This is a genomic window from Bradyrhizobium sp. CSA207 (assembly GCF_029051685.1).
Classification (GTDB): Bacteria; Pseudomonadota; Alphaproteobacteria; order Rhizobiales; family Xanthobacteraceae; genus Bradyrhizobium.
The window spans coordinates 58,630-84,202 of record NZ_JAACFT010000006.1 but is presented as its reverse complement, the minus strand read 5'-3'; the positions used below and the strand labels follow the sequence as shown (position 1 = coordinate 84,202).

26 protein-coding genes are annotated in these 25,573 nt (G+C 64.7%); 7 read left to right on the top strand and 19 right to left on the bottom strand.

All coding sequences use genetic code 11. The annotated features are described in order from the left end of the window. Positions 1–55: 55 nt before the first annotated feature. From lspA to GWG65_RS08225, 3 genes are all read right to left on the bottom strand, one after another. The gene (lspA, locus tag GWG65_RS08235; protein ID WP_275194871.1) at positions 56–550 is read right to left on the bottom strand and encodes a signal peptidase II; all 495 of its coding nucleotides are present in this window, start codon (positions 548–550) and stop codon (positions 56–58) included. Positions 551–558: 8 nt separating this feature from the next. Next, positions 559–3,567 (bottom strand): isoleucine--tRNA ligase, encoded by a 3,009-nt coding sequence (gene ileS, locus GWG65_RS08230; RefSeq protein ID WP_275195128.1) that lies wholly within the window; start codon positions 3,565–3,567, stop codon positions 559–561. 203 nt (positions 3,568–3,770) lie between these two features. Next, positions 3,771–4,742, bottom strand: a complete 972-nt coding sequence (locus GWG65_RS08225) for a bifunctional riboflavin kinase/FAD synthetase (protein WP_275194870.1) — start codon at positions 4,740–4,742, stop codon at positions 3,771–3,773. A gap of 230 nt (positions 4,743–4,972) precedes the next feature. Here GWG65_RS08225 and GWG65_RS08220 point away from each other — a divergent pair, with 230 nt between their 5' ends. Next, complete coding sequence (locus GWG65_RS08220) at positions 4,973–5,368, top strand: response regulator (RefSeq protein ID WP_027551917.1); 396 nt, start codon at positions 4,973–4,975, stop codon at positions 5,366–5,368. A gap of 146 nt (positions 5,369–5,514) precedes the next feature. On the opposite strand, the gene GWG65_RS08215 is transcribed toward GWG65_RS08220, so the two are convergent. From GWG65_RS08215 to uvrC, 9 genes are all read right to left on the bottom strand, one after another. Further along, positions 5,515–6,369, bottom strand: coding sequence for a TIGR01459 family HAD-type hydrolase (locus GWG65_RS08215; protein WP_275194867.1), 855 nt, complete (start codon positions 6,367–6,369; stop codon positions 5,515–5,517). A 15-nt stretch (positions 6,370–6,384) separates the two neighbouring features. After that, a complete protein-coding gene (locus GWG65_RS08210; RefSeq protein ID WP_275194865.1) occupies positions 6,385–7,857 on the bottom strand; it encodes an EAL domain-containing protein in 1,473 nt (490 codons plus the stop codon). A gap of 183 nt (positions 7,858–8,040) precedes the next feature. After that, positions 8,041–9,171, bottom strand: a complete 1,131-nt coding sequence (locus GWG65_RS08205; RefSeq protein ID WP_275194864.1) for a YihY/virulence factor BrkB family protein — start codon at positions 9,169–9,171, stop codon at positions 8,041–8,043. Between the two features lies 1 nt (position 9,172). Further along, the gene (locus GWG65_RS08200; RefSeq protein WP_275194863.1) at positions 9,173–9,775 is read right to left on the bottom strand and encodes a phage holin family protein; all 603 of its coding nucleotides are present in this window, start codon (positions 9,773–9,775) and stop codon (positions 9,173–9,175) included. Positions 9,776–9,864: 89 nt separating this feature from the next. Then, complete coding sequence (prmB, locus tag GWG65_RS08195) at positions 9,865–10,824, bottom strand: 50S ribosomal protein L3 N(5)-glutamine methyltransferase (RefSeq protein ID WP_275194862.1); 960 nt, start codon at positions 10,822–10,824, stop codon at positions 9,865–9,867. Beyond that, a complete protein-coding gene (locus GWG65_RS08190) occupies positions 10,824–11,291 on the bottom strand; it encodes a molybdenum cofactor biosynthesis protein MoaE (RefSeq protein ID WP_275194860.1) in 468 nt (155 codons plus the stop codon). The genes prmB and GWG65_RS08190 overlap by 1 nt, the downstream gene beginning before the upstream one ends. An 89-nt stretch (positions 11,292–11,380) precedes the next feature. Next, positions 11,381–11,632 carry a molybdopterin converting factor subunit 1 gene (moaD, locus tag GWG65_RS08185; RefSeq protein WP_148745283.1) on the bottom strand — a complete coding sequence of 84 codons (252 nt, stop codon included), beginning with the start codon at positions 11,630–11,632 and terminating at the stop codon, positions 11,381–11,383. Continuing rightward, positions 11,629–12,246, bottom strand: coding sequence for a CDP-diacylglycerol--glycerol-3-phosphate 3-phosphatidyltransferase (pgsA, locus tag GWG65_RS08180; RefSeq protein ID WP_148745281.1), 618 nt, complete (start codon positions 12,244–12,246; stop codon positions 11,629–11,631). Before pgsA ends, moaD begins: the two co-directional genes overlap by 4 nt. A 98-nt stretch (positions 12,247–12,344) precedes the next feature. Then, positions 12,345–14,408, bottom strand: coding sequence for an excinuclease ABC subunit UvrC (uvrC, locus tag GWG65_RS08175; RefSeq protein ID WP_275194858.1), 2,064 nt, complete (start codon positions 14,406–14,408; stop codon positions 12,345–12,347). Positions 14,409–14,658: 250 nt separating this feature from the next. Between uvrC and GWG65_RS08170 the strand changes: the two genes are divergently transcribed. Further along, positions 14,659–15,279, top strand: a complete 621-nt coding sequence (locus GWG65_RS08170; RefSeq protein ID WP_275194857.1) for an outer membrane protein — start codon at positions 14,659–14,661, stop codon at positions 15,277–15,279. A 73-nt stretch (positions 15,280–15,352) separates the two neighbouring features. On the opposite strand, the gene GWG65_RS08165 is transcribed toward GWG65_RS08170, so the two are convergent. The 4 genes from GWG65_RS08165 to GWG65_RS08150 all read right to left on the bottom strand — a co-directional run bounded on the left by GWG65_RS08165 (position 15,353) and on the right by GWG65_RS08150 (position 18,123). Further along, a complete protein-coding gene (locus GWG65_RS08165; protein WP_028176631.1) occupies positions 15,353–15,568 on the bottom strand; it encodes a cold-shock protein in 216 nt (71 codons plus the stop codon). A gap of 250 nt (positions 15,569–15,818) precedes the next feature. Then, positions 15,819–16,679: a 23S rRNA (adenine(2030)-N(6))-methyltransferase RlmJ gene (gene rlmJ, locus GWG65_RS08160; RefSeq protein WP_148745277.1), complete on the bottom strand. Its 861-nt coding sequence runs from the start codon at positions 16,677–16,679 to the stop codon at positions 15,819–15,821. 181 nt (positions 16,680–16,860) lie between these two features. Continuing rightward, positions 16,861–17,553, bottom strand: a complete 693-nt coding sequence (locus GWG65_RS08155; protein WP_275194853.1) for a ribonuclease T2 — start codon at positions 17,551–17,553, stop codon at positions 16,861–16,863. 105 nt (positions 17,554–17,658) lie between these two features. Beyond that, complete coding sequence (locus GWG65_RS08150) at positions 17,659–18,123, bottom strand: hypothetical protein (RefSeq protein ID WP_275194851.1); 465 nt, start codon at positions 18,121–18,123, stop codon at positions 17,659–17,661. A gap of 182 nt (positions 18,124–18,305) precedes the next feature. On the opposite strand from GWG65_RS08150, the gene GWG65_RS08145 reads away from it, so the two are divergent. Further along, positions 18,306–18,611, top strand: coding sequence for a hypothetical protein (locus GWG65_RS08145; protein WP_275194850.1), 306 nt, complete (start codon positions 18,306–18,308; stop codon positions 18,609–18,611). 56 nt (positions 18,612–18,667) lie between these two features. Then, on the top strand, positions 18,668–19,198 hold the full coding sequence (locus GWG65_RS08140) for a DUF3617 family protein (protein WP_275194849.1): 531 nt from the start codon (positions 18,668–18,670) through the stop codon (positions 19,196–19,198). 188 nt (positions 19,199–19,386) lie between these two features. Here GWG65_RS08140 and GWG65_RS08135 read toward each other — a convergent pair whose 3' ends face one another. The 3 genes from GWG65_RS08135 to GWG65_RS08125 are packed head-to-tail and all read right to left on the bottom strand — an operon-like array spanning position 19,387 to position 22,071. After that, a complete protein-coding gene (locus GWG65_RS08135; protein ID WP_275194847.1) occupies positions 19,387–20,775 on the bottom strand; it encodes an ATP-binding protein in 1,389 nt (462 codons plus the stop codon). Positions 20,776–20,800: 25 nt separating this feature from the next. Continuing rightward, positions 20,801–21,532, bottom strand: a complete 732-nt coding sequence (locus GWG65_RS08130; protein WP_275194846.1) for a response regulator transcription factor — start codon at positions 21,530–21,532, stop codon at positions 20,801–20,803. Beyond that, positions 21,529–22,071, bottom strand: a complete 543-nt coding sequence (locus GWG65_RS08125; protein WP_275194845.1) for a MarR family transcriptional regulator — start codon at positions 22,069–22,071, stop codon at positions 21,529–21,531. The genes GWG65_RS08130 and GWG65_RS08125 overlap by 4 nt, the downstream gene beginning before the upstream one ends. 335 nt (positions 22,072–22,406) lie before the next feature. Between GWG65_RS08125 and GWG65_RS08120 the strand changes: the two genes are divergently transcribed. The 3 genes from GWG65_RS08120 to GWG65_RS08110 all read left to right on the top strand — a co-directional run bounded on the left by GWG65_RS08120 (position 22,407) and on the right by GWG65_RS08110 (position 25,517). Continuing rightward, complete coding sequence (locus GWG65_RS08120; protein ID WP_275194844.1) at positions 22,407–23,489, top strand: branched-chain amino acid aminotransferase; 1,083 nt, start codon at positions 22,407–22,409, stop codon at positions 23,487–23,489. A 222-nt stretch (positions 23,490–23,711) separates the two neighbouring features. Continuing rightward, positions 23,712–25,196, top strand: coding sequence for a histidine--tRNA ligase (gene hisS / locus GWG65_RS08115; RefSeq protein WP_275194843.1), 1,485 nt, complete (start codon positions 23,712–23,714; stop codon positions 25,194–25,196). Positions 25,197–25,313: 117 nt separating this feature from the next. Continuing rightward, the gene (locus GWG65_RS08110) at positions 25,314–25,517 is read left to right on the top strand and encodes a tautomerase family protein (RefSeq protein ID WP_007596840.1); all 204 of its coding nucleotides are present in this window, start codon (positions 25,314–25,316) and stop codon (positions 25,515–25,517) included. Positions 25,518–25,573 lie beyond the last annotated feature (56 nt).

The window sequence follows — 25,573 nt, the reverse complement described above, 5'->3', positions numbered from 1 at the left end:
CGCGCGGCCGACCCCGCAGGGCAAGGTTCCGCCTGCCGGCCCGTATCAGCCGGGATCAGGGCGCTTTTGCGGCGGGTACCCCCAGGAAGGAATCATACAATAGCGCCGCCACGCCAGCAACGATCGCCACGTCGGCGAGGTTAAAGACGTACCAGTTGAAGGTATTTCCGCCGATCTCGACGTGAAACAGGGCGAAATCGACCACCGCACCATAGGCGAGGCGATCGATGCTGTTGCCGATGGCCCCCCCGATGATCAGCCCCAGCGCGACGGTCGCAAGGAAGGTGCGCGACCAGGCCATCCAGATCGCCAGCGCCACCACCGCGATGGCCTTGACGGCCATCAGCGCGAACTGGGCCGCCTGGCTGTCGTTCTGGAGCCAGCCGAAGCTGATCCCGATGTTCCAGGCCAGCACCAGGTCGAAAAACGGCGTCACCTTCACCGCGCCGCGACGAGCCAGATCGAATACGTTCAGCAGCCAGAGCTTTGAGGCCTGGTCGGCCACGAGCGTGATCACAGCCGAGAGGATGCCAGCGTGGAGCGGGGTCATGTTCGGGATCAGACCCCCACCCCCAGCGCCTTCCATTCGCGCAGCGCCTTGGCGTCGCGCGGAGTGACGTCGGGATATTCTGGGTCTTCGCCGACCGTCGGCGAAATCTTCCAGGAGCGGGCGCATTTGGTGCCTTGCGCCTTCTCCACCACGACGGCGACGCCGGGTACGGCATCGAGACGGAACGCGCCCGCCGGCGCCTCGCTCTCGCGCACCTCGTAGTTCGAAGTGATGCAGATCTCGGCGAGATCTGTGTCGAACAGCGTCGCCAGCATGTCGCGATCGGCGACATAGATGACCGGTGACGCCTCCAGCGACGAGCCGATATTCTTGGCGGCACGCTCGAGCTCGAGCGCACCGGTGACGACGCGGCGCACGTTGCGGATCGCCTCCCATTTCGCGGCGAGTTTGTCGTCGCGGAGCTTTTCGAGGCCTTCCGGGAACTGGGTCAGATGCACCGAAGGCTCGGCATCAGGCCTGTACATCCGCCAGGCTTCCTCCGCGGTGAAGCTCAGGACCGGCGCCAGCCATTTCAGGATCGCGTTGCAGAGCTGATCGATCGTGGTCAGCGCCGCCTTGCGCGTCAGCGACGACGGCGGATCGCAATAGAGCGTGTCCTTGCGGATGTCGAAATAGAATGCGGAGAGCTCGCTGTTCAAGAAGGCGGACAGCGTCGCCACCACCGTCTTGTAGTCGAATTCCTGATAGGCCTTGCGGATGGTGGCGGCTCGCACCGCGAGCTCGTGCAGCATCAGCCGTTCGAGCTCCGGCATCTCGGCGAGCGCGACCGCGTCGGCGGGCTTGTAATGATGCAGCGTGCCGAGCATCCAGCGCACGGTGTTGCGCAGTTTGCGATAGGTCTCGACCGTGTTCTTCAGGATCTCCGGACCGATGCGCTGGTCGTCGGTGTAGTCGCAGGCGGCGACCCAGAGCCGCAAAATGTCGGCGCCGGATTCCTTGATGACGACCTGCGGCTCGATGGTGTTGCCGAGCGACTTCGACATCTTGCGGCCGTGCTCGTCCTGGGTGAACCCGTGCGTCAGCACGATGTCGTAGGGCGCCCGCCCGCGCGTGCCGCAGCTTTCCAGCAGCGAGGAGTGGAACCAGCCGCGATGCTGGTCCGAGCCTTCGAGGTACATCACGGTGTCCTTGCCACCGTCGACCTTGCGCTTGATGCCGGCAAGGCCGGGGAAGTGCACGGGATCTTCGAGCACGAAGGCATGCGTGGAGCCGGAATCGAACCAGACGTCGAGAATGTCGTCGATCTTCTGCCAGTCTTCGTTCGCACGCGCGCCCAGGAACCGCTCGCGCGCGCCTTGCGCGTACCAGGCGTCGGCGCCTTCCTTTTCGAAGGCTTCGCCGATGCGGGCGTTGACGACCTCATCCTGAAGGATCTCAGCGGTGCCGTCGCCCTTCTCACGCACGAACACGGCGATCGGCACGCCCCAGGCGCGCTGGCGCGAGATCACCCAGTCGGGGCGCGCCTCGATCATGCCGTTGATGCGGTTCTCGCCCGACGGCGGCACCCATTGCGTGACCGAGATCGCGTGCAGCGCGCGGGCGCGCAACGTGTCGCCGCTCTTCGACTTGCCGCCTTGGGCGATGTCCTTGTCCATCGCGATGAACCATTGCGGCGTGTTGCGGAAGATCACCGGCTTCTTGGAGCGCCAGGAATGCGGATATTGGTGCTTCAGCCGGCCGCGCGCGAGCAGCATGCCGCGTTCGACCAGCGCCTTGATCACCGCCTCGTTGGCGTCGCCCTTCTCGCCCTTGTCGTTGATGACGCGCTTGCCGACGAAGCCAGGGGCATGATCTGTGTAGGCGCCATTCTCGTCGACCGTGTAAGGGATTGCCGTGTTGATGCCGCGGGCATCGAGATCGCGCGCCTGCGCCGTCCAGGCATCGAAGTCCTCGCGGCCATGGCCGGGCGCCGTATGCACGAATCCGGTGCCGGTATCGTCGGTGACATGGTCGCCCGGAAGTAGCGGCACGATGAACTCGTAGCCGCCGGCAAGGCCCTTGAGGGGATGGGCGCATTCGATCGCGTCCATGGTGTCGCTAGGGATGTTGCGAACTTTCTCAAAGGCCGTCACGCGCGCCTGCTTGAACACCTCTTCGGCGAGCGCATCGGCGAGGATCAGGAGATCGCCGGTTTTGGCCCAATTGTCGGCCGGCGCGTCTGTCACCTTATAGAGGCCATAGGCGATCTTCGGCGAGAACGAGATGGCGCGGTTGCCCGGCAACGTCCAGGGCGTGGTGGTCCAGATCACGACGCTTGCGGAGGCGAGCGCGCCATGTGCAGGCGAGGTGACCGGAAATTTCACCCACACCGTATCGGAGGTGTAGTCCTCGTATTCGACCTCGGCTTCCGCGAGTGCGGTCTTCTCGACCACGCTCCACATCACCGGTTTGGAGCCGCGATAGAGCGTGCCGTTGGCGGCGAACTTCATCAGCTCGCGCGCGATCTGGGCTTCTGCGGGATACGTCATCGTGGCGTAGGGATGATCCCAGTCGCCGATCACGCCGAGGCGTTTGAATTCCTCGCGCTGCACGCCAAGCCAATGCGTCGCATAGGCGCGGCATTCCTTGCGGAAGTCGATCATCGCGGCACTGTCGCGGAAGTCGGGCTTCTGCTTGCCCTTCTTGCGATAGTGCTCCTCCTCGACCTTCCACTCGATCGGCAGGCCGTGGCAGTCCCAGCCCGGAACGTAGTTGGAATCGAAGCCGAGCATCTGCTGGCTCTTGGTGACGAGATCCTTCAGGATCTTGTTCAGCGACGTGCCGATATGGATGTTGCCGTTGGCATAGGGCGGGCCGTCATGCAGCACGAACTTGTTGCGGCCCTTTGCGCTCTCGCGCAGCTTCTCGTAGAGGCCGATCTCGTACCAGCGCTTGAGGATCTCCGGCTCGCGCTGGGGCAGGCCGGCGCGCATCGGGAATTCCGTCTGCGGCAGGAACAGGGTTTTCGAATAGTCTTTGAGTTCGGACTTTTGGGACTTTTGCGGCTTTTCGGACATGAGGCTGACTGGCTCGGAAGGGCGCGGGAACAGATGCTCGACTGGAATCGCGGGGTGAAACGACAACATCCCGGTCTTGCGCCGAGCCAAAAGGCTCAGGCGGAAGCCGGGCCGCTAATCCCTATGATGCACCGCGCAAACATGGGCTCTCCATAGCAGCCGGATCGGGGAAGCGCAAAGGCCCGGCAGGCCGGTTTTGAGCCTCAATCGATGACGCCCAGCGCCGGAAACGCATCTGGCGCGGCGGCCAGCATGGCGCGGGCGCGGGCGGAGTCGTTATCCATCTGGCGGATCAGGGCTTCGAGATTGTCGAATTTCAGCTCCTCGCGGATGAAGCCGATAAAGGCGCAGTCCAGCGCCTGCCCGTAAAGGTCGCCCTTGAAGTCGAACAGGAAGATTTCGAGAAGGGGCGCGCCATTGTCGAAGGTCGGACGGCGGCCGAAACTTGCGACCCCGTCCAGGCGCTCGGTGCCGCGGCCGACCCGCACCGCATAGATGCCGTGCTTCAGGCCGCAATTGGCGTCCAACCGGATGTTGGCGGTGGGATAACCGAGGTCGCGGCCACGCTTTTCGCCGTGGATGACCTCGCCGGTGATGAACCAGGGCGCGCCCAGCATGGCGGTAGCTTCGTCCAATTGGCCCTCGGCGAGTGCGATCCGGATGGCGCTGGAGGAGACTGGCCGTTCGTCGATATCGACGTGCGGCTGGACGTCGACCTCGATGCCGAGTCGAGGCGCCTCGTTGACCAGGAGGCTCGGCGAGCCGACCCGGCCCTTGCCGAAATGGAAGTCGTAGCCGACCGCGATGCCGCTCACCCCGAGGCGCTCGATCAGGTCATGGTGAATGAAATCTTGCGCGGTGGTCCCGGCGCGAGCCTTGTCGAAGGTCATGACCACGGCGCCGGCAAGCCCGGTGCCGGCCAGCAGCCGCAGCTTCGCCGGCTCGTCCGTCAGGCGGAATTGCGGGGTGTTGGGGCTGAAAAACCGGCGCGGATGCGGCTCGAAGGTCAATGCCAGCGCAGGGCGGCCATGCGTCCGGCCCATTTCCAGGGCGGCCGCGATCACCGCGCGGTGGCCGAGATGAACGCCGTCGAAATTGCCCATGGCGACCACGGCGCCCCGCGGAATCGCGGAATCCGGCGTGGTGTCGCGGATAACGGTAAAATGCGGGGCCATCAGGGGAATTTCTCGAACCGGCAGGACGGATCGGGACCGTGGCGTGACCGGCCGGATGAAGTCAAGCGGGCGGATGTGTCGGCATCGAACACGATTTCAATCTTTACTGGGCCCCCCCAATTAACGCGCTGTTTAACGCCTTGGTGCTAGTCCTTGACCGTGGAACCGCTGGGCTCCGTCCTGGCAGGTCCGATCGTAATATTCCTTGGTTTGCGTTTGGGGGAGTCGAGATGGCGGTTGATTTGTCGATGCCGGTTCTGGTGGTGGACGACTACAGCACCATGATCCGTATCATCAGGAATCTGCTGAAGCAGCTTGGCTTTGATAACATCGACGATGCCAGCGATGGCTCAGCGGCGCTCAACAAGATGCGTGGCAAGAAATACGGGCTTGTGATCTCCGATTGGAACATGGAGCCGATGACGGGTTATGACCTCCTGCGCGAAGTGCGGGCCGATCCCAACCTCGCCACCACGCCCTTCATCATGATCACGGCGGAATCCAAGACCGAGAACGTGATCGCGGCCAAGAAGGCCGGAGTGAATAACTATATCGTCAAGCCGTTCAACGCGGCGACGCTGAAGACCAAGATCGAGGCGGTCTTCCCGGACATGGCGAGCGCGTAAAGCGCCGCCCAACCGGACTTACAGCTTTCACCAGTGTCGTTATGCCCGGGCTTGTCCCGGGCATCCACGTTCTTGGAGCTGGAAAGGAGGTCGTGGATGGCCGGGTCAAGCCCGGGCATAGCGGCTCTTAGCTCAGAGCTAAGCCGTCACCACTTCAATTCACGCATCAGCGCCTTCGGCGGGTGGCCGAACAATTCCGCCACGGAAGCCGGATCGAGCTGGTCGAGGCCTTCGAATTCCTCGGAATGGATGCCGCGGGTGACGAACAGGCAGTCGATGCCGAATTCGCGCGCGCCGGTGAGGTCGGTGCGGACGGAATCGCCGATCGCCAGTACCTTCTTGCGATCGATCTGGTGGCCCTGGCGTTCGCCGGCAAGCACCATCGCACGCTCGTAGATCGGCCGGTGCGGCTTGCCGTAGAAAATCACCTCGCCGCCAAGCTCGCGATAGAGCTCGGCGATCGCGCCGGCGCAATAGATCAGTCGGTCGCCGCGCTCCACCACGATGTCGGGATTGGCGCAGATCAGCGTCAGCTTGCGCTCGCGCGCCTTCAGCATCATGCCGCGATAGTCTTCCGCCGTCTCGGTCTCGTCGTCATAGAGGCCGGTACAGACGATGTAGTCGGCCTCTTCCATCGGTGCGAGCGTGGCATCGAGGCCGCGATAGATCGAGTTGTCGCGCTCCGGCCCGAGCCAGAACATCTTGCGCCCGGGATGGTCGGCGACATAGAGCCGCGTCAGGTCGCCCGAAGAGACGATCGCGTCATAGGTCTCGTCAGCGACGCCAAGCTTGCGCAATTGCCGCTGCACGGAGTCGGCGGGTCGCGGCGCATTGGTGATCAGGATCACCGTACCGCCGCGGCTGCGATAGGTGTGCAACGCCTCGCAGGCCTCGGGAAAGGATTCCAGGCCGTTGTGGACCACGCCCCAGATGTCGCTGAGCACGACGTCCACACCGCCCACGAGCTCACGCAGGCTTTCGGCGAAATGCAGCGTGGTCATGATGCGCGCGGCCCGTCAGACGCGGCGCGCGAGCGCCGCGTTGCCGGTGATACGCTGCGGCGGAGACGCAGCCGACGTCGCGCCTGAGCTTTGTGTCCCGGAGCCATTGGATCCCTGAGTGTCCTGCGCCTGGGTCGGCGAGGCTCCGCCGGTAGCAGATGCCCCCTCCGGCCGCAATGGGCGGGGTGGCGCGAACAGAAAACCCTGGCCGAACCGCACATCAAAGTCGAGCAGGTCGACCACCGCACGCTCGCCCTCGATCCGCTCGGCGATCAGATCGATGCCGAAGCGGCCGAGCAGGTCCGACAGATCGGACGGGTGGATGTCGGAGGTCGAGGCCTGCCTGGGGTCGAGCAGCAGCGTGGCCGGTACCTTGATGAAGCGCACGCCGCGGTCGGCGAGCTCGCGCGGCTCGATCCGCAAATCCGTGACGTGGTCGATCGAGAAACGGAAACCGCGCTGGGCGAGCGCGGCGAGATTCTCGGTCTCGGCGGGGCCGAGATTGCGGAAGGTCGATTGCTTGAACTCCAGCACCAGCGAGGGCGCCAGCGCCCGGTTGGCTTCGAGGAAGTCGAGGCATTGCGCGAACGTGGTGGAATTGCCGAGCGTGGAGGCGGCGACGTTGCAGAACACGCCGACCTCCTTGTTGCGCACCATCAGCCGGCGCAGCACCTGCACACAGCGCAGCATCACCATGGTGTCGATGCGCCCGATCAGGCCGGAGGCTTCGGCGATGCTGATGAATTCCTCGGCGGCGATCAGCTGGTCGCGCTCGTCGCGCACCCGCGTCACTGCTTCATAGAATCGCACCTTGCGCTGCGGCAGCGTCACCATCGGCTGGAGGAAGATGTCGATGCGGTTCTCGTCGATCGCGTTACGCAGAGTGGCCAGCATCTGGGTCTGGTTGCGTCCGCCAGCAGGGGCATGGACCGTCGGCGCAGCCGCAGGCCTCGGCGCCGCCGTGAGCGAAGACGGTGTGACCGGCCTTTCCTCGGCCATCACCGGCCGTTCCTCGCCCATTGTCATCAAGTCGATCGGCGCTTCCGGTTCCGGCTTCGCCACCGGGATAGGAGCCGGCGTCCCGTCGGCCAGCAGGTCTTCATGGGCCGATACAGTGGCGGCGAGCTGCCTGACCAGCCCGCCGAGCTCGTTGATTTCGCCGACCACCGACTGGATGCGGTCGGAATTGGTCGAATTGGACGAGGCGATGCGCCCCTCGATCGCCGCGAGCCGTCGGCCGAACTCGGCCACCTGGCGGGCGAGGTCGGCGGTGCCGCGCGACAGGTCGGCGATCTGGCCGCCGACGTCGCTGCGGTCACGCAGCCGCATCGACACCGCGTTGTAGAGGATCAGGAAGGTCAGCGCGGTCAGCGCCACGATGGCGGATTCGGTTCCGCTGATGCCGGCGACCGAGTAGAGGACCAGCCCGAGCGAGGCCGCGACCAGAACCATGCAGATGGCGATGAAGATCGTCGAAATGCGAATCATGCCGCGCGTTACGCCTCAAGTGCTGACTGCCTCATCCCCGGGAAAGCACGGGCCTTGGTCCGGCGCCGTGACGTCTCATGCTCCCCAAGCCAGCGGACCTTAACATCATTGTTGATTCGAGGGGATAGCAGCCGCTTACGCGTGGCAGCTCGGCCGCAGCAGGTTGAGCCTGACCACCCGCAATCAAAATGGCGCGGTGGCGCCGACCGTGTCGGCGGAGACGGCCTCGCGGCTGCCGAGCGGCTTGGGCCGCCCGGTGGTCGTGTCCCGCAGGGTCTGCCGTTCGATCTCCGAGTTCAGCTCGGCCCCGAACATGATGACGATCGCCGACATCCACATCCACATCATCAGGCCGATCGCCGCGCCGAGCGAGCCGTAGGTGGCGTTGTAATTGGCGAATTCCGAGAGATACCAGGACAACAGCGCCGAACCGGCGATCCAGAGGATGGCGGCCGTCACCGCGCCGAGGCTCAGCCATTGCCAGCGCGGAGCGTCGCGGCTGGGCGCGAAGCGATAGAGAACGGCAAGCGCCACAAGGAGAATGACGAACAGCACCGGCCATCGCGCAAGAGCGATGATCAGCTTGCTTTCGGGCGCGAGGCCGAGATGGTTGAGCGCGAGCGGGAAGGCGACCACAGTGCCCACCATCAGCAGCAGCGCCGCGATGCCGCCGACCGTGAAGGCCAGCGACACCATGTTCAGCCGGATGAAGCTGCGCTTCTCGCGCTCCTCATAGGCGACGTTGAGGGCATCGAAGATGGCTTTGACGCCGGCATTGGCGCTCCAGATCGCGAGCACAAGTCCAAACAGGAAGGTGACGCCGAGCGCCGTATTGCCGTTCGACACCACGCGCCCGACCTGCTCCTCGACGATCTGGAACGCGCCCTCGGGCAGCATCATCGCCAGCGTCTGCAAATTGGCGCTGATCGTCAAGGGATCGGCGAACAGACCGTAGGATGAGACCAGCGCGGTTATGGCGGGGAACACCGCAAGCAGCCCGAAGAAGACGACGCCGCCCGCGGTGGCGAGCAGGCGATCCTCGTCGATGCGCTGATAGGTGCGCCAGAAAACATCCTTCCAGCCCGACCAGGGGATCGCGAACGGGCTTTTGGCGCGGCGGCCGCGGCCGGGCTGCGTCGCTGCGCCCGCCGGACTCGTTTCGGGCGAATTTGCCTCACTGTTACGGTGGTCTCGCGGCGGCCCCGGCCGGATCAGGCCGGACTCCTGGAAATACCGTTCCGCGGTCAGCACGAACACGGTCGTGGCTGCCACCAGCAGCCAGCTGTCGAGCTGCTCGGAGCGCCGCGCACGCATTTTAAGTATCCATTCCGTGCCGGTGACGCCGCCGGCGCGCCGCCGTGAGACCAACCAGCCCAACGGCTGCGAGCATCAGGCCGAGCTGCACGGACCGGTTGGAACGACCCGGCCAGGCTTTGCCCGACCAAGACTTGCCGCCATGGCCGCGTTCGCCCGGTGCGAGCGGCACCAGAGGAATCGTCGTCGCGACCTCTTTCACCGCCTGCTTCATTGTTCCGCGCGGGATCCGCGGGGTAGCGATCGCCACGCGCAGGCGGCTGGCGAGCGGCACGACCGGCTTGGCCTTACGCTTGATCTGAGCCATGGCCACGCCAGCGCATGCGGCGGCCAGCACCAGCAGCACCGCGCCGACTGCGCCCAAGCCCCAGAATTGTCCGTACGTGATTGCTACCCAGCGGTATAAGGCGATCAGGCCGACAAACAAGGCTGCGACGACGAACAAGCCCGCCACTGCGAACAGTCCCGCCGCAACCGCGTAGGACGTCGCACGTCCCGTGGCCTCATTGGTGCGGTCGCGCAGATAGGATCGCGTGGCGCGCTTGAGGTGGTTGAGCTTGAGCGCCACGCCGGCGCGCAGCAATTCGCCCGATGGCGCAAGCATGCGGACATCCTCCGAGTGCGAGACATTCGTCGGTGGATGAACACGGCCGAATTTGACTTGTTCCGACGGCACGCGGCCGTCGTGACGGATCAGCCGAGATCGGCTGCCGCGATCCAGAACACTTCGCCCTCGGAGTCCTCGGTGTCGAGCCAAAGCAGCGGCAGCTCCGGAAATGCCTCGTCGACCAATTCGCGGCCGCGGCCGATCTCGCAGAGCAGGCCGCCATCCGGCGTGAGATGGTCGGGGGCGTCGCGCAGGATGCGGCGGACCACGTCGAGACCGTCGGCGCCCCCGTCGAAAGCGAGTCTTGGTTCCGCGCGGCACTCCGGCGGCAGCGCCGCCATGCCTTCCGCGTCGACGTAAGGCGGGTTGGTGATGATCAGATCGTAGCGCGCATCGCCGAGCGGCGCGAACAGGTCACCGCGATGGAGCGTGATCCGCTCGTCGAGCCCGTGCTCGCTGACATTGCGCGTTGCAACTTCGAGCGCGCCCTTGGAGATATCGACGGCATCGACCGCGGCATTCGGGAAATGATGCGCGGCGAGGATCGCCAGGCAGCCCGATCCCGTGCAGAGATCGAGCACCCGTTCGACGGCCGTGGGGTCGTCGATCAGCGAACCGGCCTCGCCATCGCCGCCGAAATGCGACTCCATGAGCTCGCCGATGAAGGAGCGCGGAACGATGACGCGCTCGTCGACATAGAAGGGCAGGCCGCGCATGTAGATCTTGTTGACGAGATAGGCGGCCGGTTTGCGCGTGGTGACGCGCTTGTGGATGAGATCGAGGATGGTCTTGCCTTCCGCTGATGTGACGCGGGCGTGGGCGAAGGCCTCGAACTGGTCGGGATGCAGATGCAGGGCCTCGCAGACCAGGAACGCCGCCTCGGCGACCGGATCGGTCGTGCCATGCGCGAAGGCGAGCCTGGCTTCGACAAAGCGGCTTACCGCGTAGCGGACGAAATCGATGAGGGTAAGGAGTTCGCCCCGGCCAACCTTCGCGAGTTTCGGCGCGGCGCGGCCGCGCACGGTCTTTTTCGAAGCTGTTGCCATCAGGATCGGGTCCAGCGTGCGGCGGCCTCGTCGTCGCGGGCCTGGGCCTCGACCCAGCCGGCGCCGGTGGCGCTCTCTTCCTTCTTCCAGAACGGCGCGTTGGTCTTGAGGTAATCCATCAGGAACTCAGCCGCCTCGAACGCCGCCTGGCGATGTTGCGAGGCGGTCAGCACCAGCACGATGTTCTGGCCGGGCATGAAGCGGCCGACGCGGTGGATGATGGTGACGCCGCTGAGCGGCCAGCGCGACGTGGCCTCGTCGACATGGCGCTTGATCTCTTCCTCGGCCATATCAGGATAATGTTCGAGCGTGAGCGCCGAAATCCTGGCGCTGTCCTCGTCGCCGCGGCAGATGCCGGAGAAGGTCACGACCGCGCCGATATCGGTGCGGCCCTTGGTCAGGCCCGCGATTTCGCGCGCGACGTCGAAATCGTCCTCCTGGATGCGGATGGTGACGGGGCCACTCATGCTGTCCCCGCTGCGACGGTGTCCCACCTCTCCCCGTTAGGGAGAGGTGAGGCGGCGCCATACGCTGGTCGGTCCAATAACATGAGGCACTAACCGCCGGTCATCGGCGGGAAGAACGCGATCTCGCGCGCGCCCGCGATCGCGGCGTCCGGCCTGACATGGGCGTGGTCGATCGCGGCGCGGATCACCTTCGGCTTTTCGAACGCATAGGCATAGGCTTCGCTCCGGCCGGACAGCCAGGCGATCAATTCCTCCACGGTCCGTACGGTCGCCGGCGGCTCGATGGTCTCCTCGGCCTTACCGATCCGCTCGCGCACCCAGGCGAAATATTTCAGCTTCATCCTTCATCCTCCTTGATGAGGTGATGGATGCCGGCGCGGAAATAGTCGTAGCCGGTGTACATGGTGAGGAGTGCCGAGGCCCACAGCAGCAACAGGCCGATCTGCGTGACCACCGGCACGACCTGGTCGCCGGCTTCGCCCGCAAGCAGGAAGCCGATCGCGACGAGCTGAACCGTCGTCTTCCACTTGGCGAGCTTTGTGACGGGCACGCTGACGCGCAGCGCCGCCAGATATTCCCGAAGGCCCGAAACCAGGATCTCGCGGCACAGGATCACGATGGCAGCCCACAGCGACCAGCCATGGATGATGCCGTCGGCGGCCAGCATCAACAGGCAGGAAGCGACCAGCAGCTTGTCGGCGATCGGATCGAGCATCCGGCCGAACGCAGATTGCTGATTCCAGATCCGCGCATAATAGCCGTCGAGGTAATCAGTCACCGCGGCGCCGATAAAGATAGCCACCGCCACCCAGCGCAGCCAGAGCGGGCCGTCCATGATCGACTGCGCGTAGATGCACCCAACCACGACCGGGATCGCGGCGATCCGGCCGTACGTCAGGATGTTCGGGAGGGACATCGCGCGGCTGGTCGTCCCTCGTGTGGTGGCGATGTTCATCCGTCCTACCAATACCGCTGCAGCCTGAAGGTCAACCGTCCCGCTCCCCAAATGAGACGCGGGATACGACGCCCATATGACCGCGGCCCCCCATTAATTCATCCCGGTTGGGGATGGAAATACTCGAAAATCCTGCGTGCGCTTTCGGCACTCACGCCCGGAACCTTGCCGAGATCGACGATCGAGGCCCGTTCGATCTCCTTCAGGGTTCCGAAATGGTGCAGCAAGGCACGCTTGCGTGACGGACCGATACCCGGAATCTCCTGCAACCCGGCCTCGCGGATGTCCTTCTTGCGCAGCTTGCGGTGCGAGCCGATGACGAAGCGGTGGGCCTCGTCCCGCAGCCGCTGGATGAAATAGAGGACCGGGTCGCGCGGCTCCAGCTTGATCGCCTCGCGCTCCGGCATGAACAAGGTCTCGCGACCGGCATCGCGGTCCGGCCCCTTGGCCACCGACATCAGCGAGACCTGGGTCAGCCCGAGGCCCGCGAAGATTTCGCGCACCGCATTGAGCTGGCCGCGGCCGCCGTCGATGATCACGAGATCGGGCCATTGCGGAAAATCGTCGTCCTTGGTTTTGGCCGCACCCTCTTCAGGCGGGTTGATGAGGCGCCTGAAGCGGCGCTCCAGCACCTCGCGCATCATGCCGTAGTCGTCGCCCGGCGTGAGCCCTTCGGACTTGATGTTGAACTTGCGATACTGGTTCTTCACGAAGCCGTCCGGGCCGGCGACGATCATAGCGCCGACCGCATTGGTGCCCTGGATGTGGCTGTTGTCGTAGACCTCGATCCGCTTCGGCGGATGCGGCAGGCTCAGTGTCGCGGCCATGGCCTCCAGCAGTCGGCCCTGGGTCGCGGTGTCCGCGAGCTTGCGGCCGAGCGCCTCGCGCGCGTTGGTGAGGGCGTGGGTAACGAGTTCTTTCTTCTCGCCGCGCTTCGGGGCCGTGACCTCGATCTTGTGGCCGGCCTTGATCGATAGCGCGTTGGCAAGCAGCTCGCTCTCCTCGATCTCGTGCGAGAGCAGGATGACTTTCGGCGGCGGCTTGTCGTCATAGAACTGGGCGAGGAAGGAGCCCAGCACCTCCTCTGGCGTGAAGGTCTTCTCCGCGCGCGGAAAATAAGCGCGGTTGCCCCAGTTCTGTCCGGTGCGGAAGAAGAATACCTCGACGCAGGAGAAGCCGCCCTCCTGGTGGATGGCGAACACGTCGGCTTCCTCCACCGTGCGCGGATTGATGCCCTGCTGCGACTGGATCGCCGACAGTGCTGCGAGGCGGTCGCGGTAGAGCGCAGCGCTCTCGAATTCGAGCGCGCTTGATGCCTTCTCCATCTCGCCTGCGAGTTCCTGCTTCACCGCCTGGCTCTTGCCTGACAGGAAGTCGGTCGCCTCGCGCACCAGCGTCGTATAGCCGGGAAAATCGATCTCGCGGGTGCAGGGACCGGCGCAGCGGCGGATCTGGTAGAGCAGGCAGGGCCGGCTGCGGCTCTCGAAGAAAGAATCGGTGCAGGAGCGGATCAGGAAGGCACGCTGCAACGCCGTGATGGTGCGGTTGACGGCGCCGGCCGAGGCAAACGGGCCGAAATAGCGCCCGGGTCGGCTCTGCGCGCCCCGATGCTTCAGGATCTGCGGCGCCCAATGATCGCCGGTGATCAGAATATAGGGAAACGACTTGTCGTCGCGGAGCTGCACGTTGAAGCGCGGCCGGAGCTGCTTGATGAGGTTGGCCTCGAGCAGCAGCGCTTCGGTCTCGGTCGTGGTCGAGACGATCTCCACGGAAACCGTGGCGGCGATCATGCGCAGGATACGCGCCGGCTGGGGCGCACTGAGGCGCGCGTAGTTGGACAGCCGCTTTTTGACGTTCTTGGCCTTGCCGACATAGAGCACATCGCTGTTCGCATTGAGCATGCGATAGACGCCGGGCGAGGTAGGGGCGAACCGGACCGCTCGCTCGATCGCCTCATGGCCCGTCGCCAACGGCTCTTCGCCGACCGCGCCGCTCTCTTCCAAGATGTCCGGCAACCGTGAATCGTCCTCGTCGTCACCGCTTGTGGTCGCGGGATCGAGGTCCGGCGGCGCCAGCCCCTCAGGCGGGATGTCCGGCGCGCTGCCGCGTTCGGGTTTGCGCGCGCGTGTATCGTCCGGATTGTCGGTGGAATCGTGAACCATGGGACGAATTTAGGCGCTGGGAGTGCCGATTTGAAGTTCCGGCCGTGCCGCACGCACAGGATGGCGCGCGCAGTTCCCGGTAACGCTTCCTTAAGTCTGTTAACAGCGTGGTAACGGGTCTTAGCAGCCCTTTAACCCGAAACTCTCGATAAATCTTACGCGAATAGTTCTTGGTTCCATAACCATGCAGTTTGCCTTGCGCGGCGGCGCAGGCATCGCATGGGTTGCGGCAGTTGCGTTGGAGAGAGTGATGAAGGCGTTCGTTGTGGGCGCAGCCGCGTTGGTTGCTGCCGGCTGGACAGCTTCGGCAGATGCCGCCGATCTCTACGGGCAGCGCGCGCCCTATACCGTCAACCAGCCGCTCAACGCCTATAGCTGGGCTGGCCCCTATCTCGGCGGCAACGTCGGCTATGAATGGGGCTCGGTGCACAACAATCCCGCAAAGCCCTCTGGCTTCGTCGGCGGCGTGCAGGCCGGCTACAATTTCCAGAACGGGCCGTGGGTGTTCGGCGTCGAGGGCGACATCCAGGCAGCCGGCGCCGACGACACTTTCGCGCCGTGGAAGTTTTCCAACCCCTGGTTCGGGACCCTGCGCGGCCGCGCCGGCTATGCCTTCAGCAACGTGCTGTTCTACGGCACGGCCGGTCTCGCCTTCGGGGAGCTGCGCGCGCAGACCTTCGGCTGGACCGAATCGCACACCACCGCCGGCTGGACCATTGGCGGCGGCGCAGAAGTCGGGCTTGCGCCGAACTGGAGCGCCAAGCTCGAATATCTCTACATCGATCTGTCGACGAGTCAGTTTGCAATTACAGGCGTGTCAAACGGTTATAGCGCCAGCGTCGTGCGCGCAGGCGTGAACTATCACTTCTGATAGCTAAAGAAGAAAATACCGGACCTTCAGCTTCCCGGCCGCATGCGGCCGGGATTTTTTTGCGTCAGGCTCGCTAGGCGAGGATGACCAGGTTGACCGCTTTCGGGCCCTTACCCTTCTTGTCCGGTTCGACTTCGAATGTGATACGCTGTCCTTCGGCAAGGTCCTTCAGTCCCGCTCGCTCCACAGCAGTGATGTGAACGAAGACATCGCGACCGCCGTCGTCCGGCTTGATGAAGCCGTAGCCGCGCTCGCCGTTAAAGAACTTGACCGTTCCCGTCATGGCCATCGGGAAACTCCCCCTCATTGCTCCTCCGCCGCGACGCAGACGCACGCCACGGCATGACCGGGCCTTACGAAGCCCGGGAGCTGGCCATCCTTGGGCAGACCATTCGGTCCGACTGGATCTTTCTTAGGCCTTCACTCCGCCGCAACCATTCGCGGAAGCGGAACGTAAAGCCAGTCACGGAAACAGCATAATACGGTTCTTTGCAGATTGACTACCGCTACTGCATATTTTTCCCAAGAATGCCGGAGCCTTACGGCTTTGGGACGTCCAACCGGAAGCGCGCCGCGCCGCCCTGGCCGAGCGGTACTTCCAGTTCGGGAAGGATCGTCTTGAGCTCGCCATGCAGCGTATAGGGCGGATTGACGATCAGCAGTCCGGTGGAGGTGAGGGCCGCGCCGTCAACCTGCGGCGCCGCGCTGAATTCGAGCCGCAGGCATTTGCCCGGGGGTTTTGCTGCCGCTGCGGCCCGCGCCACCAGTTGCGCCAGCGCATCGGTGGCGCGGCGGCTCTTGGCCGGATACCAGATTACATAGATACCTGTCGGCCATTTCGCGAAGGCTGTGGAGAAGGCCTCGCCAAGCCGTTCGAACTCGTCCTTTGCCTCGAAGGACGGATCGATCAGCACGAGCCCGCGCCGCTCCTTCGGCGGCACGAATGCCGGCAGCGCGACCCAGCCGTCGAGATCGACCACGCGGGCCTGTTCGTCGCGCCGCAGCACGTCGATCAGCGCCTTGCGCGCCTTTGGCTCGAGTTCGCAGGCGACGAGGCGGTCCTGCGGCCGCATCAGGCCGCGCGCGATCAGCGGCGAGCCCGGATAGGCCTTGAGCTCGCCCTTCGGATTGAAGGCGCGGACGATGTCTAGATAGGGCTTGGTCAGCGCGAGGCTTTCGTTCGACAAGCGCGCCTGCATCAACCGTGCGATACCCGTCAGCCATTCGCCGCCGCGCCGCGCCTCGTCGCTTTCGAGATCATAGAGGCCGGCGCCGGCATGGGTGTCGATGACGCGGAACGCGCCCGGCTTGTCCTGCAGATAGGTCAGGATGCGCGCCAGCACGATGTGCTTGATGACATCGGCGAAGCTGCCGGCATGGTAGGCGTGGCGGTAATTCATGACCGAGAGTTACGACATCCAGGCGATGAAAGTAACTCCCGTCATTCCGGGGCGGTGCGCAGCACCGAGCCCGGAATCCATTTTGCCACCGGCAATGCGGACAGATGGATTCTCAGATGCGCAATTGCGCATCATAGCTCGCGCTTCCGCGCGCCCCGGAATGACGAGCTGAGAGCCTGCTCTACCCACCCCTGATCGGCGGCATCGTCACCTGGTCGCGGCGGCAGGCGCGGCGATCGTTTTCTTCGCAGGCGCGGAATTGCAAGTCCTTGCTGAGGCAGACACGGACCTCGGAGAGCCGCGTCCGGTTGCAGGTGACCGAGACGGCGGCATTGCTCAAGCCCGGATTGGCCTTGATGAAGGCCTCCTCGACCTCGGCCGGGGCCACGGTCTTGGCCTGCGACAGGTCGAGATACTCGGCCGGAATCTTGATCGCGGCACGGGCCTTTCGGATTGTCTCGAAATAGTTGCGGTCGGTGAGCCCGGCGCAGGTGCCGTGCTTGTCCCATTCGTTGAATATCAGGCCCGGCGCAGGCATCAGATCGAGCATCGAGGAGACGATGCTGCGGTTCAGCCGCGGCGCCGGCCGCTGGCAGTATTCGGGGAAGCCGTTTTCATATTGCGGCCACAAGCCGTGCACCACGAAGGCATATGGCCGTCCGCCGCACTGGATCTGCGAACGTCCGCCGCGTTCGGCGGCTTCGTCGCAGAAGGAGGGCGACCAGGATAGCGACAGCACGTAGAAATCGAACTCGCCCGGCGCATTCTGCCGTTTGTCCTGCGCCCGCGCGCTTGCGGCGACAAAGACCAGCCCGGCGGCCAGGGTGAGCGAGATCATCAGGCGGGAAAACGAACGCAATCTGGAATGAAACATAGCGGCGCCCCTCAACTAGACTGTGCAAACCAGCCTAGCAGGCGACAGGAACATTTCAAGAACAAATTTCGAGCGGCGCGCCGTCCGTGGCGGGCCGTGCACGAATCAGGGCTTGGCAGCGCGGCAGGCCGGATTGTAGGCCCAGTTGCGGTCCAGGCCGACCACGCACCATTCGACGCCATTGCCGTAGCCGGCGAAGCCGCCGTCCTCGATGATCGAGAAGTGCACTTTGCGCATCTTGCCGTCATTGAGCATGGCTTCGCCCGTGCAGTAGCGGCGCGGAATATTGTCGGATTGCCAGGGCCGGAACGCGGTCTCGTGAACGGCAGCGAAGCCGGTGATCTTCAACGAGGAATTCCAGAACGAGCTTTCCTTCTCCCAGAACTGGTTGGCGATGGTCGGCAGCGCCTTGTCGCAATCGGCGACGTTGCCGTCATAGCGCGGTCCGCTCAGCCAGAAATTCAGCTCCAGTGGATTGGCGGCCCTGGCCTCACTGAGCGACAGCGCCCCGAGCATGAGGCCGAGCAAAGCGGCAAAGCGGAGCGATGTCAGGGACGAAAGGGCGCGCATGGACAATCCAGACAGCATGATCTGCGAGGGACGGACGGTGCCGCGAAGGCCGGGAGAGGTCAAGTGCAGCGCGGCAACACTTGCCGACGAGTTGACCGCGATGGCACGGCAGAGGGGCCTTCCGTTCTTTTCAGCGCCGCGCCGGCACCGTAAGCTGTCCCCAACCAATTGGAGTGACGGGAATGCGAATCATTGCGGCCGCGGGCCTTCTTGCCAGCCTGGTTGTCTCGGGTGCGTTGGCGAGCCAGTCGGCACGTGCCGATATCCTTCCGGTGCCGCCGTTCAAGGGCAACGACACCGGCGGCATCATCGCTTATTCGATGGCGACGCAGGTCGACGCCCGGCAGGTCGCGGTCGACCACTGCGCGCGGTACGGCAAGGTGGCCAAATTCCTCGCGGTGCAGGGCTATGAGGGCGGCTACATCTCGTTTTCCTGCCGCTGGGTGCCCTATGGTGCCGCCGACCAGCCGATCCGCACGCTCTACTGAGGCGGTTCTCGTAACGCCAAGATAGCGTCACCTCATCTCAGCTGGGAGCCTCTCGCATGACGCGCAAGCTCGCTTTGCTCGGTTCGGCCGTTTGCCTGATTGTGTCCGCTGGCGCGGCGGTCGCCGATGATTTGCCGGTGCGCAAGGCCGGCCTGTGGGAGTTGAAGATGGTCCGAACCGGCTCGGCGATGCCGGACATGACCATGCAGCACTGCACCGACGAGAGTGTCGACAAGGAGATGAACAACAACGTCTCCCCGATGGCCAAGCAGATCTGCGCCAAGCAGGACATTAAGAAGACCGCGACCGGCTATGTCAGTGATTCCGAGTGCAACGTCGCCGGCATCAGCACCACCTCGCATGCCGAGATCACAGGCGATTTCAACTCGGCCTACACGGTCAAGACCTCCTCGCACGCACAAGGCGGCGCTGTCGGCGCGGCGGGCCGCGATACGACCATGACGCTCGAGGCCAAGTGGCTAGGCGCCTGCAAGGCGGACCAGAAGCCCGGCGACATCGTGATGCCCGGCGGATTCAAGATGAATGTGCGCGACGTCGACAAACTGAAGGCGCTGCTGCCGAAGTAGGTGGCAGTGGCCGTTGGTCGCGCTGTCTCCCTCTCCCCTTGTGGGAGAGGGTGGCTCGCCGCGTAGCGGCGAGACGGGTGAGGGGTCTCTCTCGGCGCGTTAATCTCTTGCCTCTGAGCGCGTAGAAGCAACCCCTCATCCGGCGCTCCGCGCCACCTTCTCCCACAAGGGGAGAAGGAAGAAGCGGGCTACACCGGTATCCTCACACTCGCGCGCAGGCCGCCCATCGGGCTGTCGCCGAGCGTGATGTCGCCGCCGTGGGAGCGGGCGATGTCGCGGGCGATGGCAAGGCCGAGGCCGGTGCCACCTTCATCCTGGTTGCGGGCGTTGTCGAGCCGCAGGAACGGCTTGAACACCTCTTCGCGCAAATGCATGGGGATGCCCGGCCCGTCGTCGTCGATGGTGACGGTCAAATAACGGTGATCGCGCTGGCCGGCGATGGCGATGCTTTTGCCGTAGCGCGCGGCGTTGGTGACGAGATTGGCGAGGCAGCGCTTGAACGAGGCCGGCTTCACCGTGACCACCGGCAGGCCGTGGAACGTCACGGTGGCGATGTGGCCGTGACGTTCGGCGTCGCTGCGCAGCTCTTCCAGCGCCTGGGCCATGTCGGTCGGCTGCGACTGCTCGCCGGAATCGCCGCGGGCAAAGGCGAGGTAGTCCTCCAGCATCATCGACATCTCGTCGACGTCCTTGCGCATGCCCTCCAGTTCGGGGCTGTCGCCGATCAGCGCCAGCTCGAGCTTGAACCGGGTCAGGATGGTGCGCAGATCGTGGCTGACGCCGGCCAGCATCGCGGTGCGCTGCTCCATCGTGCGCTCGATGCGCGATTTCATCTCCAGGAAGGCCACGGACGCGCGCCGCACCTCGCGCGCGCCTCTGGGGCGGAAGTTCGGTGCCTCGCGACCCTTGCCGAAACTTTCGGCGGCATCCGCAAGCCGCAGGATCGGCTTGATCTGGTTGCGCAGGAACAGCACCGCGACGATCAAAAGGATCGAGGACGTGCCGACCATCCAGAACAGAAAAATCTCCGAGTTCGAGGCATAGGCGGCGCTGCGCTGCGCGAACACGCGCATCACCGCGTCGTCGAGCTGGATGCGGATCTCGACGAGATTGGAGCGGCCGACGGTGTCGATCCAGAACGACCGCCCGATCTGGCGGCCGAGCTGCACCGACAGCGTCTGGTCGAGCAGCGAGAAGAACGGCTTCGGCCCCGGCGGCGGCATGTCGCCGGCGGGAAGGAAATCCACCACGAGGCCGAGGCGCTGCTGGGCGATGCGGCGGATCTGGTCGCGGTCCTTGTCCTGCGGATAGCCCTTGTAAACGTCGATCAGGGCGGCGATGTCCTGCACCACCGCGGCCGACAAGCGGCGCGTCACCGTGTTCCAGTGCCGCTCCATGAACACGAAGGCGACCACGGATTGCAGCACCACCATCGGCACGATCATGATCAGCAGCGCACGCGCATAGAGGCCGGTCGGCATCCAGCCCTTGAACGCGTTGCCCATCCAGCCATTGGCGGCGGAGACGCGCCCGGCGGCGCTTCGCAGCAGCGTCAGGCCGGTATCGATCGTGCTCATCGCTCGCGCTTCACTGCTATGAACTCTAGGGCGAGGCCACAAGCCGGTAGCCGATGCCGCGCACCGCCTGAAGAAACAGCGGATTGGCGGGGTCGTTCTCGATCTTGCGCCGCAGGCGGTTGATCTGCACGTCGACGGCGCGCTCGTTGACACTGCCATTGCCAGTCAGCGCGCTGCGCGGCACGGTCTCGCCCGGCGTCTCCGAGAGAATCCGCAGCATCTCGCGCTCGCGGTCGGTGAGGTGAATGACCTCCTCGCCCTGGCGCAGTTCGCCGCGATCGAGATGATAGACGTAGGGGCCGAACGCGATCTTCTCCACCGTCGCGGCCTGCGGCGGCGGCGCGGCGCGCTTGAGGATGTTGTTGATGCGCAGCGCAAGCTCGCGCGGCTCGAACGGCTTTGCCACGTAATCGTCGGCGCCGATTTGCAGGCCTTCGATGCGGCTTTCCGCTTCGTGCCGCGCCGTCAGCATCACGATCGGGACCGAGGAGGACGTCCGGATGAAACGCGCAAGATCGAAGCCGGTCTCGCCGGGCATCATGACGTCGAGGATCAGCAGATCGAAATGCAGGCCGAGCAGCTTCGAGCGCGCATCGCCGGCGCTCGCGGCGGTGGTGACGCGATAGCCCTCGCTAGCGAGGAAGCGCGACAACAGATCGCGGATGCGGCGGTCGTCGTCGACCAGCAGCAGATGCGGGGCATCGTCGGCGGGTTGCACCGGCGGGCGGGCGAGCGTGGCAGCGAGCGGCACGGTCACTCCTTTGCGTCTTGGTTGACTGTGGCGAAGATCGTCTCGAGCACCTTGTCCGGATCGTCGCGGTCGATCATCGCGCGCAGGAAGCGCTTGACGGTCTCGGCATCCTGCGGCGTCATTTCCGAGAGCGCCTTGGTGATCCGCGTGGTCTGCAGGCCGGCCAGCTTCTGCACCAGCGCCTCGCCCTTGGGTGTCGCATAGAGCAGGCGCTGGCGGCGGTCGTTGTCGCCGGTCTTCTGCACGATGTAGCCTTCGTCCAGCAGCTGCTTGAGCACTCGGCCGAGCGATTGCTTGGTGATGCGCAAGACGTCGAGCAGATCGGCGACCTTGAGCCCCGGATAGCGGTAGACGAAATGCATGACCCGGTGATGGGCCCGGCCGAAGCCGAAAGCCTCCAGCTCGTGGTCGGGGTCGCCGACGAAATCGCGATAGGCGAAGAACAGCAGCTCGATGATATCCCAGCGCAAATTGGCTCCATCGCCTGCTGCCGGCCGCGGCTCGGCGGCGTCATGAGGGGGAGTTGCGAAATTTATGTCAGGCATATTGACGTATCTTGGGTTCAATGTTACAAAACGATCAGCCCGTACGAAATTTTAGATCGTTCCGCGTCGGGCGGTATCTTCAAGAGCGGCCGGAGAGAGCCGGACAGCGGCGACGGCCGGATCAGATCTACCGTGCGATTGTCGAGCGGCATGTCGACAAAACATACTGGACTTCCGCCTTCCGCAAAAGCATGTCCTCGGCGACATGCTGGCCACGGAAACCGGCCGTAACAAGGCTGGCGGTGGTCCGGCCACAAACCTAATCAAGCCAGCCGGGCCCAAACAGGGCAGGCGGGCGCCAGAACAGGTCGCCACCGGCAGCGGGAGCCAAGGACATGAGCATGAAATTCGACATCCATCCCGCATCCAATCCGACCCCCGAAAAGGATCGTGTCGCCAAGCTGGCGGACCCGGGCTTCGGGCGGGTCTTCACCGATCACATGGCCATCGTCCGCTATAACCAGGCCAAGGGCGGCTGGTACGACGCGCGCATCGAGGCACGCGCGAACTTCCAGCTCGATCCGGCCGGCGCCGTCCTGCACTACGCGCAGGAAATCTTCGAGGGCCTCAAGGCCTACAAGCGCGACGATGGCGGCGTGAACCTGTTCCGCCCCGACGCCAACGCGCGGCGGTTCAGGGACGCGGCCGACCGCATGGCGATGGCGCAGCTGCCCGAGGAAGTCTTCATCGAAGCGGTCGAGCAGGTCGTGCGCATCGACCGCGCTTGGATTCCGAGCGGCGAGGGCAGCCTTTACCTGCGCCCCTTCATGATTGCGAGCGAGATATTCCTCGGCGTCAAGCCGTCGTCCGAATACATCTTCGCGGTGATCGCCTCGCCGGTCGGCTCCTATTTTAAGGGCGGTCCCGCGCCGGTCTCGATCTGGGTGTCGGAGAACTACACGCGCGCCGCGGTCGGCGGCACCGGAGCCGTCAAATGCGGCGGCAACTACGCCGCGAGCTTGCGCGCGCAGGCCGAGGCCATCCAGCGCGGCTGCGATCAGGTGGTTTTCCTCGATGCGGTCGAGCGCCGTTACATCGAGGAGCTTGGCGGCATGAACGTCTTCTTCGTGTTCGAGGACGGCTCGCTGTCGACGCCGCCGCTCGGCACGATCCTGCCCGGCATCACCCGCGACTCCATCATCGCGCTCGCCAAGGATGCCGGCAAGACGGTGCGCGAGGAGCCCTATTCGCTGGACCAGTGGCGCAAGGATGCAGCTTCCGGCAAGCTGAAGGAAGCATTCGCCTGCGGCACAGCCGCCGTGATCTCGCCGATCGGCAAGGTGCGCTCGGTCGGCGGCGACTTCGACATCAGTGGCGGCGCCGCCGGCCCCGTCGCCATGGGCCTGCGCAAGCAGCTCGTCGATATCCAGTACGGCCGCACCAACGATCCGCACAACTGGATCAAAAAGGTGATTTGATTGGCGAAACGGGTGCTTCCCTTCTCCCCCTGTGGGAGAAGGTGGCGCGAAGCGCCGGATGAGGGGTTGTTTCCTCGTATTCAAATGCGAGTTGCACTCGCGGACAGAGACCCCTCACCCGTCTCGCCGCTACGCGGCGAGCCACCCTCTCCCACAAGGGGAGAGGGGAAGAAGCTCACGCCAGCAGTTGCCGCTTCGCGCGTCGGCTGGTAAACGCCGCGCATGGCCGAGAAACCCAAAAAACCGCAGAAACTGAAGGCGCGCCTGCCGCGCGGGCTGGAGGATCGCGATCCCGCCGCGATCCGGGCCACGCGCGAGATGGTCGAGAAGATCCGCGCCGTGTACGAGCTCTACGGCTTCGAGCCGGTGGAGACGCCGGCGATGGAATACACCGACGCGCTCGGAAAATTCCTGCCCGATCAGGACCGCCCGAACGAGGGCGTGTTCTCGTTCCAGGACGACGACGAGCAGTGGATTTCGCTGCGCTACGATTTGACCGCGCCGCTGGCGCGCTACGTCGGCGAGCGATACGGGACCGACGCTCTGGTGTTGCCCTATCGCAGCTACCGCGTCGGCTACGTCTTCCGCAACGAAAAGCCCGGCCCCGGCCGCTTCCGCCAGTTCATGCAGTTCGACGCGGACACGGTGGGTTCGGCAACGCCGGCGGCGGACGCCGAGATCTGCATGATGGCGGCGGATACGATGGAGGCGCTGGGCATCGCGCGCGGCTCGTATGTCGTGAAGGTGAACAACCGCAAGGTGCTCGACGGCGTGCGCGATGCGCTCGGCATCGCCGATGACGGCCAGTGGCTCACCGTCATGCGCGCGATCGACAAGCTCGATCGGCTCGGCCTGGACGGAGTCAGGCAATTGCTTGGTCCTGGTCGCAAAGATGAGTCCGGCGACTTCACCAAGGGGGCAGGGCTGAAGGACGAGGACATTGCGCTGGTCGTCTCCGCTATCGAGCACAATAAAGACGCGCCGATTGATCCGCGCCTCAGTGCGAGCGTCGTTGGACAGCAGGGTCGCGATGAGCTCGACCAGATCAGCATGCTCGTGATTGCCGCCGGCTATGGCGAAGATCGCATCAAGATCGACCCCTCCGTCGTCCGCGGCCTCGAATACTACACCGGTCCAGTCTTCGAGGTCGAACTCCTGCTCGACACCAAGGACGAGAAGGGCCGTCCCGTGCGCTTTGGCTCCGTTGGCGGTGGTGGCCGCTATGACGGCCTCGTCTCGCGCTTCCGCGGCGAGCCGGTGCCGGCGACCGGTTTCTCGATCGGCGTCTCGCGACTGCAGGCCGCGCTGACGCTGCTCGGCAAGCTCGACACGCGGCCCGAGTTCGGCCCCGTCGTCGTCACCGTGTTCGACCGCGACCGCGTTGCCGACTACCAGAAGATGGTCGCAAGCCTGCGCACCGCCGGCATCCGCGCCGAGCTCTATCTCGGCAACCCGAAGAACATGGGCAACCAGCTCAAATATGCCGACCGCCGCAACGCGCCCTGCGTCATCATCCAGGGTTCTGACGAGAAGGCGCGCGGCGAGGTGCAGATCAAGGACCTGATCGAGGGTGCGAAAGCGGCCGCCGCGATCGCCTCCAACCAGGAATGGCGCGAGAGCCGTCCGGCGCAATTCTCGTGCAGCGAAGCCGACCTCGTCGCCAAAGTGCGCGAGGTGTTGGCGCGCCATGACGTAAGCTGGGGATAGCCATTCGCAGGCGACGTCGTGCCCGGGCTTGTCCCGGGCATCCACGTCTTGTTTGATGGGAAAGAACGTGGATGGCGGGGACAAGCCCGGCCATGACGAAAGCAGGGAGCAAACAAAATGCCTGAGATCACCGTCAGCATGGCCGTGGGCCGCACCGACGAACAGAAGGCCGGCATGATGCGCGACATCACCCAGGCACTGGTGAAGAATCTCGGCGTCGACGCCGACGCCGTCGTCATCCAGATCAACGAAGCCCCGCTCGCCCACAAGATGAAGGGCGGCAAGACCTTCGTGGAACGTGCGGCGGCGGCGAAGAAGTAGTTTCGGGTCGCGCGGCAATCACATTTGTCGTCCTGGCGAAGCCAGGACCCATTACC